Below are 13558 nucleotides of genomic sequence, written 5' to 3'. Positions count from 1 at the left end.
ATAGCTTGATAACTACTAACTCATTGAAAAACTTAAAATGTTCTATTTATTCGGATTGCTAAACACCCGTATTAAGTATCAACCTATCATATATTTCGGAGAATACGGAAATACATTTAGATGCTAGGTTGTATGCATTTTGGAACTTGATTAAGTCCAAAGCCTCTTCATCTTCATCAACACCCGCAACTGACATTCTCTGCTGAGAAATTGAAGACTGGATGTTGGTAAAGTTTGTTGTGAAAATCTGGCATTCCTGTGTGTCGATGGTTACATCTGCGTAGATGCACTGAAGGAATGCATCTCCACCGCCGCCTCTGAACATTGTTGTTTTACTCTGAAGTTTCTGAAGCTCAACTACCAAATCTGCTGCATCAACACCTGATGTAAAGTTTTCCTGTGTTGTTGTGGCAAATTTTCTTGCATCCTTATCAGTTTCCTTGATGATGGATACGTTGCCGGCGGTCATTAAATAATATGTTTCATTAGAATTTGAAAATGTTTTTCCTGTGACAGATACTACATTTCCATCTGTATCTTTTACTGTATCTACAAGCTCAGCTCTCATCTGGTGCTCGATGATGGAATCCAAATCATCCTTTGCGATAAAGAATGCTGTCATTGCCTCGCCATCTAAATCCACACCACTCTGCTCGATTTGATTAAACTTCTGGCAGAAGTTTCTCAGGAACATGTTCATCTGGTTCTGATAATATGGGATACCCATGTAGTCCACATCATCACCTACCTGAAGTGAACGGCCTACAAGTTTGCTAGCCACATCGCTTGTGATGGCATCTGCATCATCCAAATTGAATGTGACAGATACTACATTGCCTTTTGAATCAGTTGTGAAGTCAAAGCTCTGATAGCTAAACAACATGTTGTTTGTGCTTATCTGTCCACATTTTGGCATGTTGAGCTCGTTTAAATCTGTAATGCTAAGGTTTGTAACTGTGATGGAAGTTGCTGTTGCAGATGAAACTGTTGCATGTAAGTTTTCGTTGTTGTTTCCATCACGAACCTCAAACATGGCCTTCAGCTCACCACCGCTTGAGCTTGGAGTAGCATTAAATGCATTTCCATCCTCTTCCCAAACAATGTCGTAAAGACCATCGATATCTGACTGATTGTACATCTGGTCAGTTTCTCTTGATACAACCTTGAGTCTGTTGTACTCGTATGTGTCTACAAGCTGCTGGCCGTTGATGTATACCTGGAAGTAGGTTGCACCTGTGTACATATCAGGGTTGTTTGAATTTGTAACTGGTGTCTCAACTGCCTTAACATCAACAATCTTTGAAAGCTTATCAATCAAAAGTGAACGCTGATCTCGAAGTTCGTTGGCACGGCCACCGCCCTGCTCTATAACGTTAATCTGCTTTGTAAGGATTGCAACCTTTTCTGAAACAGAGTTGATATCATCAACAGCAGTCTTGATTTCATCGTTGATAGAGTTCTGTAAATCCTGCAGCTTTGTGGATAACTGATTGAAGTATTCTGTAAGCTGCTTTGCAGTAGAAATAAACTGCTTTCTAACTGTATCGTCACCAGGGCTTCCCTGAAGGGTGCTCATGGCGTTAAACATTTTTGTGTAGATAGTGGTGAATCCAGATTCCTTATTAGTCTCATTGAAATAATCCTGAATCTGATTCATGTAGTACTGCTTTTTCTCGTAGAAGCCCAAAGCTGTGCTGTTGTTCCAGTATTTCTCATCGTAATATAAATCACGGCTCTGAGTTACGGACTCAACCTCAACACCTGTACCGGTTGTACCATATGCCTGGTAAACTCGAAGTGCAGATGATGCAACTGTGTTTACAACCTGCTTGCTATATCCAGTGGTGTTTACATTGGAGATATTGTTTGCAGTTGTATTGATCTGAGCCTGAGCTGTGTTCAGTCCAGAAGATGCAATTGTCAATCCAAAGAATGTTGATGACATAAGCTATTTCCTTTCCTGCTTTACAAAGATGTAAGCAGATGTTCTATCATTTCATTTACTACGTTTATATATCGGCTAGCTGCATTGTAAGCTGACTGATATTTAATCATTATTGTAAGCTCTTCGTCTGAAGATACTCCGATAACACCCTGACGGCTGAATTCGATTTCTTCCTTTGTGCCTTCAAGAGATTGCTCTGTGCTAGAGTAAACGCTACCTGTGTTGGCAATTTCGCCAATCCACTTTACGTAGAATCCGTTGTATCCACATGGTGTTGTATCACTAGGGTTCAAGTTGAAATCTGTCTTGTTCCAAATAGCACTAAGATTCTGACCAAGTGCCATATCCACCTGTGTCTGGTCCTTGTAAACATTGTGCGGAATGTAAGATTCCTGCTTAATCAAATCTTCGTTAACTGTCAAAGATTTGAGAGTGTAGCACTTTGATGTGTCTGTAATATCCTCTTCGTTGTAAAGATATATCGTCTTTGTTTGAGTTTCATTATTTGCGTCTGTGTAAGTGATTGTCGCTGTTGTATAGCGGCTGCAACCATTTCTTACAAACAACTCACGTGGTGGAAGCTCTCCATCAGATCCAACCGAACAATTTGCCTCATCCATAACCTGGATGTTCTTCATCTGGGCATCTGTAGGGTTGACTGTAACCTGATATCCATCTTCGTTGATATATGTGTAGGAAACGTTTGAAACATCTCCTAATGCAGATGACATTGATGTAAGTGGGCTGTAGATATTGTTGATATCAACTACCAATCTATGAATCAATGTATCAAGCTCCGCCTCTGAATTCATCATGATTGAGTTTGCAATTCCATCCTCGTAAACATCAGCGGAAATGGCATTGCCATTTTCATCACAGTAGCCAAGGTAATTGCTCCAGCTATCTCCTCTTGCAAGAAGAAGGGCTTTGATTTCACCTTTATCTGTATCTCTTTCAGCACTTACATTTCCTAAGTTGAAAATAGGATAATATGTGTTAAGAGACTCATCATCCTCGCTTACAATATCTGAAAGCTGAGGCCAGTAAGGTGTGATGAAACCTGTCTTCTTATCTTTTAAAATACCTACTTCGTAGTAGTTATTTTCATCGATAAACTCAACACCTTCGATTTCCACATGAACGATACCGTTATAATCCTCACGGTAGCTCATCTTTGTAAGGCCTGAAAGCTGATCCAAAAGCAAATCTCTGGTATCACGAAGGTCCATGGCCTTTTCAACACCAGCTGCTTCTATCGCCTGTATTCTTTTATTTAAATCGACTATCTTCTTTCCGATATCGTTGATTGTTTCCAAATCTTCCTGAATCTTCGAGTTGATGATAGTCTGATAATCTTCAAATCCATCCTCTACAGCCTGAGCTCTAGACAAAAAAAGGCTAGCCTTCTGCAATACAAGGTTCTGATTAACTGTATCAGAAGGATCCTTGGCGAACTCCTCAAATGCCTCTTCGAAATCGGCAATTGCCTGCTTAAAGGCTTCGCCCTGGGTCTCCTGAAGCTGTGTCTGAACCTCCTGCACTGCTTCTGAACTAGCGCTATAAAAAGAATATCGTCCATTCTCTGAGCGATAAGCTTTATCTAAAAAGATATCGCGAGCGTGGACGATTGTTCCTACCTGCACACCAAGGCCAGCGTACTGTGTGCTGACCGATGCGTTTCCTATTTTTCTATAATCTCTGTCTTCGTAAACAACCTGCTCACGTACATACCCCTCGGTATTTACGTTAGAAAGGTTGTTTGCAGTTGTATTTAATCCATGTGATGCTGACTGTAGGCCTGATGCCCCAACATATAAGCTTCCAAAACTATTAGCCATAGTCTATCCTCCAAAGTCTTACTAAAACTTTAAGGACATCCTTTTCCTACTGTTTAGCATCAAATCGTATATTACCTAATATTTCGCCTGTAGTTGTAGCATCTTTTCCGTAATTTGCTGTCTGTGGTGCCTGTTTCACACTCTTAATAAGAGTAATATCAAACTCCACCATTTCAATTGCCTGCTTCAGCAAGTTCTGAGTCTGAAAATTCAGCACCTGAACTTCATCTGCAGCCTTTACCAATTGATCTCGTGCTACAGTAAGCCTTTCCTGCTCTACAGGTTGGTTAGCCAGATTATTTATCATCCATGAAACAGTAACCTGCTCACCATCATGCCCCATTACCGAAGCAATACTCTTCAACAAATGGGCGCGTTTATCCTCCAGTTTAAGCAGGGAGTCTGCAATGGCCTGCTCCTGAATGGTAATAGCTTCAAGTACGTCAAGCTTCTTATGGATAATAGAATCCTTCTTTTCTCCATTAAGATTAATTAACTTTTCATATTTCGACCTTTCACCATCCATAGTTAGGATCAATTCATCCAGTAAACTAGCCACGCTTTTCCCTCACAAAACTAAAGAATAGAACCAAACTGAGACATAAGCTTATCAGCAAAGTCCTCTGTGCTAACTTCATAAGTGCCAGCCTTAATTCTAGCCTTAATATCAGCTACAAGATCCTCTCTGATATCTGAAGCCTCAGATACTGCTGCCTTTGCAACATTAAAATCACGACCAGTAGATGAAATCTGAACCTCATCGCGACCCATGCTGCTTTGTTTTGCAGCCTGTGATGTGTTTTTAGTGTTTGATGTCTGATAGAGCTGAGCTACCTGGTTGTAAGCCTCTATACGCATATCGCCACACTCCTTTCCTCCCTGTGTTTACGTCGTTTTATGTCACATTAATTCTAGATACACTTTTCTTTACAACTCATTTATCGGTACTCCCAACCAAAACTTTAGAGCATTTTTAAATTTTTTTCAAATTTTTCTGAAAAAATCGCACTTGGACCGCCGCCCCGCCCTCTCTAGTTGGCTGGGCCCTCATCCCTCCCTATGTATTTTGTAGGAACCTCCCTCCCCCGGCTGGGCCGTGACACCCTTGCTTATTTACGTAGACAGCGCAAGGATTATAGTTTTTCTTAGCATCACAAGGGAGCATTATGTGCGTGTCCTTTAATTGGTTTTGCACTTCGAAGCCACTGTGGGTAGAGGGCAGACACTTGAAGTCTACGTATTAGTCTCCACACAAGGCTTAGGATAATTGCGCTCATACTCCGTTTGCCAAGAAAAATAACGAAGCAGGTTTTGTAATTTTATATACCGCCTTCAAGTTCAGTCCATTTCACTATCAGGCTCGGGTTGCCGTCCATGGCAACCCGTATATAAACTTAGCAAAACCTGCTTCTATTTTTCTAGGCTCACTTCAAATGTCGCGCAATTATTCCTAAGCTTGCTGTGGAGATTAATACTTATAAATAGTGTGTGTCTGCCACCCTACCAACAGCGGCGTTAGAAGTGCAAAGAATTTAAAGAACACGCACTATAAAAAATGCGACACGTGATGCTTAGAAAAACATAATCCGCAGACGATGCAAGTAAATAAGCAAGGGTGTCACGGCCTAGCCGAGGGGGAGGGAGGCTCTTTGTATAACGATAGGGAGGGATGAGGGCCCCACAGTTACCCAGGCGGGGCGGGGGCGGCGGGATTTGGGCAAAATAAGTGCCCCAGGGGTGAGAGGTCCCTGGGGCTGTTAGAGAATTGTATCGGATAGAGAATTAAGATGTAAGCAATTTAATAGTAGTCATAACCCATACGCTGGTTATACTCGCCGTATGTGAGGATTTCCTCATCATCGGTGTAGAAGCCTTCTTCTTTGAGGGCCTGCAATGTGTTTGTGCAGTCTCGTGTGAGCTGTACGTAGATGCTTTGCTCATATCTGACATACGAGTTTGCGTATTCGTAGCCCCAGAAGAAGTCTGTGTCTGAGAAGTATGGAGTCTTCTTGTTTTGGATTGTGAAGCTGAAGTCGTTGTATAGTTGGTCTTCGTTATTGTAGTAGTCAGTGCCAAAGCTTGTAGTGAATAATTTGCCGGCATCTACGTCCTTCAATACTGCTTCGTAAACTCTTGCGAATTTTTCCTGCTTCTCACGGTCTGTAAGATAGTCAAAATCTACGTATGTAGAGTAATAATCTTCAAGGCTTTCATCATAGAGGTAGCCGCTGAAGCTCATCTCTGTGATTGTGCAATCATCGTAAATGTTGCCGATGACATGCTCTTTAATCTGGATTGGTGAATTTACAAAATCAAGGATTGGCTCTGTAGCTGCAACATACTGTGCGCTAACCTCTTCTGATTCTGTGTCTACAACCGAGTAGTCACGGACAATGGTCTTGCCATTCTTGAGCTTGTATTTGATTGTAAATGAGTTGCCAGGTACATCTGAGTAAAGCACGTTTACATCACGAAGCTCCTTTTTGTCTTCAAGGAAGTTCTTGTGAAGCTCAATCATTGTGCCTATTTCGTCTTCATCAGTAAATACCATAGCGTAATCACAGTTGAAACCTACCCATTCAACGTCGTTTGCATTTGGCACTTTGTTTTCGATTTTGAAAACATCAAGTCTAAGGCAAAGAAGAACTACCAAAGCTGCTGCAGAATAACCTGCACAGTATAAAAACTTCTTTGCTGAGAATACTCGTACAGTCTTCTCTATCATCATCTGTGTCGCGTAGAAAAGTATACATCCGATGATAATGGCCGATACGATAGCGATAGCAAACTTTGTGCTGTATGTAAGTGTTTTTGCCGCATTGATCATTTCTGCAACAAATCCACCTGCAACCATTGAAATGAAGAATGACATTCCAACAGTAAATACTGGCTTGAGGAATGGTACGGCAATGAAATCGTGTACTGTTTCAAGCTTCTTGTATTTGTAGAGCATGTAAGCGATGAATGTAATCACTACTGCTGCTACTGCGTAAATAGCAAGATATTTGGCTCCAGTCAATTCATATGAGAAGCCTATAAGTTTGCCATAATCATCTGTATCGACAACTGCGTTTACTCCACAATTTGCGCTAATAAAGAAAGCTGGAGTAAGCATTGTTGAGTCTAAATCAGACAATGCTGATGACATACCAAACATCAGGAATGATGCTGTGATTCTAAATGCAACCTCCATCAGTGTGTATAAATAACAGAAGATGAAGTAGAATACAACGCTTGTAATAATCTGGCCTGATGTCATCATTGAGAAAACTGCTATGGAAATAAACAGCTCAGTTGTAACTGCAACTATCAATGTCCAGTACCAAATAGCATCTATAGCTGGTGCCTTTTCAACAAAGGCAACGATTGTCATGATGATGCTGTTTACTACAAGTGGCACAAGGCTCACAAGGGATGCTGTTGTAAATCCTGTAAAGAACAAGCTCTTTCTACTAACAGGAAATGCGTGCATCATGTAGTTGTCGCGCTTATTAAATAAGAACCAGAATGTAATGCCTGTGACTACTATAGCAACAGTAAGCGCAATTCCTGACTTTGGCACATACTGCATATGCTGATAAAGCATGATTTCACGTGTGTATCCTGATTCGACATACCATGAATTATCAAAATCAGCCATGGTAAGCACAAATGATATAGGATTCATGAGTAATAAGGCGATGAAGTATAACAGTCCTACTATCCAAGTCCTACTAAGATTTTTCTTAAACAAAGCCATGTTAAAAAATGATGTCTTTGACTGCATAGTTCTCACCTCCCAACTCATAAATAAAGATTTCTTCCAATGTAAGTGGAAGCACATCCATCAAAAGTGGATTGAGTGCACCGATTGCTCGCTCTGCTGCTCTAGGCTCGCCCTTAACAATAAGTGTGTGTACTCGTCCATTTGTAATCTTCTTAAGCACTTCTATTTCTGGTGGGAGGGCAGGCATATCACCGTCAAATGCGATTTGAATCTTTGTGATAGATGTCTGCAACTCATCAAGTGAACGCTCGATGAGAATCTTTCCATTATTCATGATTCCCACATGGTCACATACATCCTCCAACTCTCTAAGGTTGTGTGAGCTGACCAAAACTGTAAGGCCGTTCTCAGAAACATCAGACATGATAAGGCTCCAAATCTGACGTCTCATAACTGGATCAAGACCATCAACAGGCTCATCCAAAATCATAAGCTCTGGACGGGCTGCAATGGAAAGCATGAATGCAACCTGCTTTTGCATACCCTTTGAAAGTGTACGAACCATTTTCTTTGGGTTGATGGCTGGGAAGCAATCCATGATTTTCTTGAATAGTACTTCGTCAAACTTTGGATACATGTCCTTGTAAAATTTCATCATATCCATTGTGTTGGCCTGAGTGAAATAGAAAATGTCATCTGGAATTACAGTGAAAATCTTTTTCAACTCAGTGTTTTCATATACTGGCTTGCCATCGATTGTGATTTCACCAGCATCCTGTTTATATACACCGCAAAGATGGCGAATGATTGTTGATTTACCAGCACCATTTGGACCTACAAGACCATAGATGGCGCCGCGCTCAACATGCATGTTTAACCCATCAAGGGCTGCAAAATCGCCAAACTTTTTAGTTACGTTATTTACCTGTATCATGCTCAGTCCCTCCCTTCGCAAGCTCTTCAATACGTTTGATAAGAATGTCCTTATCCTCGCACAGATACAGAAGTTCTTTTACAATCTCATCGAATTCTTTCATCAATTCTTCATTCCTCCCTGATGCAACGTCAGCTCGCTGTGCAGCGAAGCTTCCCTTGCCCGCAATCGTGTAGATGTAACCTTCTTGCTCTAGCTCTCGATACGCCTTCTGAATAGTATTTGGATTTATTGACAGGTTAGTGGCTAGCTCCCTCACACTAGGCAACTTTTCATCCTGCTTTACCGCACCAGATACTACTAGGCGCCGAAGCCCGTCCTTTATCTGCTCGTATATAGGCTTCGAATCTCGGTAGTTTAACTGAATCATCTAATACCTCCCCTACTAGGTATGTGTGTATGACACTGTATTACGTGTTCTAATACACTTATAGCACGATTGGATTTTTTCGTCAAGGGTTAAGTGGATTTTTACTGTAAAAAAGGAAGAGAGAAGCCTTCAAAACTTCTCTCTTCCTTTTGTTATTGTTAATTATAACTATCTAATATATTTTCTACTAAAAGCTCAGAATTAGGTAAATAACAACATTTCACCATCAATCAGACTGTATTTATTACTTTCAAATTCGAAGCCGTTGAGATTTACAAACCCCAATTCTATAACACCTAGATTTCCGATGTTTTTTACTTGCTTCTCCTCATCTTCGCACTCCTCTAACGTCATCTTACGGTTAAAAAACTTGCATTCATAAATAAGATACTCGTCTTCTTTCTGTAGAACCACATCAAATTGTCCGTTCTTTTTTTCTTTAGGGTCGTCATACCAGTACGAACCAATATTTAGGACTCCTTTTATTGAACGAGATCTAACTTTTCTTTTAAAATATTGAACAACAATCCCTTCAAAACGCCTCTGTATAAATTCATCTATACTTTTCTCTATATATGTTTCATAAAATACTTCTTCACCAAGCATCTTAATAACCATGTCATTTCCAAAAATATATGTAAAATAGAATCTCATAAGATTATCAGAAATAACATAAAACTGCTTTTTCTTGTCATCAAGTTTGTTTATTGGGGCAATTTTTTCTATGGCTTCCATATTAATTAAATTCTTTAATTGCTTATCAAGAAGCCCATTGCCACCCCCTCCTAATCCTGATGTTAAATCTGAATACTTCTTGCTACCATTACCAATAATCTGGAATATCCTAATATCATACACCTTTTGAATTTCCTTCAAGATTACATTTTCGATGTATGTTCTTAAAATACTCGTTTCTGGAAGCAGCAGCTTTATTATATTTTCTTTTATCGATTTTTTTGAATCTATTGCAGATAGCACATATGGACTTCCACCAAATATGGCATAATTTTCGAATTTACGTCTTAATTCAGCCTCCGGATATAATAGGGAAGCGTCGTAATAGTCGAACTCTTCTATGTGCATTATCTCTGTAAATCTTCCAAATAATGGATTGCCTTCTTCCATTAATTCTTTCATTATTGTGATATATGAACCACACATAATAAGTTTCACGTTACTAGGAAGCATATCTATTATTATCTGCATGTAAGAATCAATTTCATTTTTCTTTCCAGCCTGCTTTAAATATTGATATTCATCAATTACAAATAGGAATGATCCATTCTGACTTCCCAAGTAATCGAATATATCCTTCAATGTTTGAAATCTAATTTCAGGAATTCCAAGAGCAATAGAAATACTTCTAGACATTAATGTTAAATTGCCCTCAAGCGTGGATTGAACACACATATAATTGATGACTTTACCATTAAATGTTTTTGATGCTTCTGCGATAAGCGTAGATTTTCCTACTCGACGTTTACCATATATCAGTATGGCAGCCTTATCTTTACTATTTAATTGTTCTTTTAGTTTAGATAATTCTTCAACTCTACCTACAAACATTCTTCCTACCTCTATTGTGCTATACTGAATTAATTTTCACTGAATAAATTTTCACTGAATATATTTTCACTAACTTTTAATTCATTATAAAATATTTAATTCTTAATCGCAAGCTCGCATTTCCATTTCCAAAACAGTGCAAATGTATTAATCCCCAAAATAAAAACAACCCCTTTTTTTCTTTTGAAAATAAGGGGTTGTCTCCTTTTTAAGATGCATAGATTTAGTTTTTATCCAATCTGATAAGAAGTGAATGCTTGCTTTCTAGCCTTGATAACATTCAAGATTGTTGGAACTGCGCCACCTGCTGTGAAGAGGTATACAAGAGCAAGATCACCGATGAATGATGATGTTGCATCTGCGTATTCCAAAATATCCCAGAAATAGAAGGAAGCTTCTGATAATGAGAAGTCTGCCTCTGTCATCATGGTGATCATCCAATCAAGCTTCTCTCCGAAGTATGTCATGATAATCATGACGATTGAACAAATGATGATGCCCTTTGTACTCATCTTTTTACCTAACATTTCGTATCCCTTTACAGTACATACACCCATAACGAGACCAGAAATAACTGCTACATAACCCAGCTGACCAAGAATAATGATTGTTATCACGCCGATAACTGAACCAAGGAAAGCTCCTACAACTCCCGCAACAACACTTTCTTTAGTGTTGCTCATTTCTACTTCACTCTGCTGCAATGACTGTGTCACCTGTGTGTAACACTCATCGCAGAGGAATGACACGCTGCCTGAAACGCAATAGCTGCCTAAGTTTGTGTGAGGCTTGCCGCAAGATTCGCAAACATCCTCAAAACCGTACATGTTGAAAGCTTCTGTCAAAGCCTTGATTGCATTGATAAGGTAAGCGATGACCTTTTTAGTGGTCATACCTCTGACTGTTGCAATTACATAATTGCCTTGAACTCCAAGAGACATCATGCCCTTATTTGCTTTGCAAATGCTCTTTAACAATTCCTTGTCTGGAAGCTGACCGTTCTTGCGAACTGAAGCGTAGACCATGTAATTATTATTTGTCATATCCACCTTGAGATGGAAACCGCCGGCCTCTCCCATTAATGTATCTGTTTGTTCGTTTATGCGTAAACCTGTTGCCTGACCTACTTCGTCGTAAATCTTTCTAAGTCCTTTGTTCATATTTTTCTCTCCTTATCTAAGAACTGTATTCATCATAATAATTATTATATCGCTTGTCAATAGGTAGTAACATAATACTCTCAATGTATTTGAATAAGTACAATTTTACTACTCAACTGATTATCTAACCATTGTAGCTGTTCCAAATAACTCCTGGTACGAGAACTCATAGAACTTGAAGCCATCTGCGTATGAACCTAAATCATAAGGATAAAAATATACAAGGACCTTATCATCCTGGAATGCAACATTCCCTGAATTAATAGATGCATATTCGTACGCAGTGTCATAGGCGTCTTGGTCTGTGGCTGCAAAATATCCGCCATTATCGCCGTCTGTACTGTTTTCCAAGTAATCCTGGCGAACCTTCTCAGCGACCAAGGTCTTGAACTCTTCCTCAGTGCCTTTATAGAAATCTGCAAATGTCAGCTCCTCGCCTGTCTGCAAATCAAAGATGTATTCGTACATGCTAGGCATGCCGTGGGCGCCGCCACCATACCAATATCCGTTGAAGTCCACAATGAGATATCTGTCATTTATGATATTCACACCTGAAACATTATATGTATCTGTCTCATGGTATGTGTCTGGATATTCCTTATGGTCCTCGCAGTCAGTTTCTGCTGCTTCCGCAACTGACACTGGCTCATAAGAAACCTCTCCATCCATATGCTCTTTCAGCTTTGCATTAATCTGATCTGCTACTGGTGAGTACTTGCCATCAAGCACAAATGCTTCTGCATAGCATGAATATAAAGGTGTGCCGCAATATGGGCAGACAAAATTGCTTGTTCCGTAGATTATGGTGCCGTATTCGTATGCTTGGATTGTATCACTTAATATGTCGATATCTGTAAGCTTGTCAACTCCATCTACTCTGTACCATTTTACATCGGCCCCTTCCAACTTCATTACATATGGTTTTCCTGCTTTAAAGATTACATTATCAACATATGAAGCTCCTGGCGCAAACTCACTTTCGTACATCTCACTATAGGTATCTGCTACCGCATCGTATTCTGTAATCTTTTTTGTAGTTACATTGTACTGGTCAGTTTCGATTGTGGTAGCGTAATATACCTTGTCATCTGTCACGCCAATTACTATTACAGGCTCAGCATCGCCAAACTGCTTTGCTTCGCCAGTTTCAATATTGTAGACATATGACGTACTTTTGTAATCGTCACCATCGTCGATGTCATAAATAATAACTTTGTCATTGTAGGCCATCACATATGAGGCATTGTTACTAAGGGCATCCAGCTCAGTGATATTTCCTTCGGCATCCATTGTGGCAAACCGCTTATTTTCATAATCATATGAGGACAACTCGACATAGCCGAACATATCTATTTCTCTGGCAATGCAGTCTCCTCTACCGTTATCATTTGTATCCACTGAATATCCGTCAATCTCTGTCTCAGAATCCTTATCCTCAGTCATCTTGCCATCGTCAGATGGAACAAAGCAGAACTCCTTGAACTTTTCATCATCATTGTTTATGCCAGCAATGTACAATTTTCCATCATAAAAATCTGAGTAATTAGACCAATAGCTTGAGTCCATTTCAAAGAACACATCAGCCTTTTCTGTGCTTAAATCCAAAGCAATGAATTCATATGTGCTGTCCCAATTATCATCAGTGGCATACTGTCTTAAGTACATCTTTCCATCATGGATTGCTTCAATCGTTGCATCTTCATCACAGCCATTGTCTTTTAAAATCTTCTTAATAACGCTTCTGTCATAGGTGTTCATCTTATTTCCATCGGCGTCGACAGTATAGAAAATATCAGTGTCATAATCTGATTCAAAATAATACTCATCATCAAGCTGTTTGTCTTCTTCAGTTGTGGTTTCAGTCTTTTCCTCTGTCTGTTTCTCCTGAACGGAAACCTCTGATTTAGCCTCATCCTTCTTACAGCCCGTGATAGCAAATGCCATTGATGTAGCAATCATTAGGCATATAAAACTCTTTTTCATATATTTCTCCATTTAAACATTTGTAAAGCCGCACAACATAGCGGTGCTGTGCGGCT

At 39.7% G+C, this 13558-nt stretch carries 10 protein-coding genes; all 10 read right to left on the bottom strand.

The genetic code is table 11. The annotated features are described in order from the left end of the window. Window positions 1-58: 58 nt before the first annotated feature. The 10 genes from flgK (BM102_RS10720) to BM102_RS10675 all read right to left on the bottom strand — a co-directional run bounded on the left by flgK (BM102_RS10720) (window position 59) and on the right by BM102_RS10675 (window position 13502). The gene (gene flgK / locus BM102_RS10720; protein WP_090481898.1) at window positions 59-1945 is read right to left on the bottom strand and encodes a flagellar hook-associated protein FlgK; all 1887 of its coding nucleotides are present in this window, start codon (window positions 1943-1945) and stop codon (window positions 59-61) included. A 20-nt stretch (window positions 1946-1965) separates the two neighbouring features. Then, complete coding sequence (gene flgK / locus BM102_RS10715) at window positions 1966-3783, bottom strand: flagellar hook-associated protein FlgK (protein ID WP_090481895.1); 1818 nt, start codon at window positions 3781-3783, stop codon at window positions 1966-1968. A 46-nt stretch (window positions 3784-3829) separates the two neighbouring features. Then, entirely contained in the window at window positions 3830-4342 is a 513-nt protein-coding gene (locus BM102_RS10710; protein ID WP_083380608.1) for a flagellar protein FlgN, read from the bottom strand. Window positions 4343-4359: 17 nt separating this feature from the next. Next, on the bottom strand, window positions 4360-4641 hold the full coding sequence (gene flgM, locus BM102_RS10705) for a flagellar biosynthesis anti-sigma factor FlgM (protein ID WP_090481893.1): 282 nt from the start codon (window positions 4639-4641) through the stop codon (window positions 4360-4362). A gap of 940 nt (window positions 4642-5581) precedes the next feature. Further along, window positions 5582-7549: a hypothetical protein gene (locus BM102_RS10700; protein WP_090481889.1), complete on the bottom strand. Its 1968-nt coding sequence runs from the start codon at window positions 7547-7549 to the stop codon at window positions 5582-5584. Continuing rightward, window positions 7524-8423 (bottom strand): ABC transporter ATP-binding protein, encoded by a 900-nt coding sequence (locus tag BM102_RS10695; RefSeq protein WP_074789530.1) that lies wholly within the window; start codon window positions 8421-8423, stop codon window positions 7524-7526. Before BM102_RS10695 ends, BM102_RS10700 begins: the two co-directional genes overlap by 26 nt. Next, window positions 8407-8793: a GntR family transcriptional regulator gene (locus tag BM102_RS10690; protein ID WP_033152230.1), complete on the bottom strand. Its 387-nt coding sequence runs from the start codon at window positions 8791-8793 to the stop codon at window positions 8407-8409. The genes BM102_RS10695 and BM102_RS10690 overlap by 17 nt, the downstream gene beginning before the upstream one ends. 201 nt (window positions 8794-8994) lie before the next feature. Further along, window positions 8995-10359 (bottom strand): AAA family ATPase, encoded by a 1365-nt coding sequence (locus tag BM102_RS10685; RefSeq protein WP_090481885.1) that lies wholly within the window; start codon window positions 10357-10359, stop codon window positions 8995-8997. Between the two features lie 230 nt (window positions 10360-10589). Continuing rightward, complete coding sequence (locus BM102_RS10680; RefSeq protein ID WP_090481884.1) at window positions 10590-11519, bottom strand: hypothetical protein; 930 nt, start codon at window positions 11517-11519, stop codon at window positions 10590-10592. Window positions 11520-11639: 120 nt separating this feature from the next. Next, window positions 11640-13502, bottom strand: coding sequence for a DUF4163 domain-containing protein (locus tag BM102_RS10675; RefSeq protein WP_090481882.1), 1863 nt, complete (start codon window positions 13500-13502; stop codon window positions 11640-11642). Window positions 13503-13558: the final 56 nt, after the last annotated feature.

Source organism: Pseudobutyrivibrio sp. JW11 (assembly GCF_900115355.1).
Taxonomy (GTDB): domain Bacteria; phylum Bacillota; class Clostridia; order Lachnospirales; family Lachnospiraceae; genus Pseudobutyrivibrio; species Pseudobutyrivibrio ruminis.
Note: the sequence above shows the minus strand (reverse complement) of the source record. Positions and strands in the feature narration are given on the sequence as shown.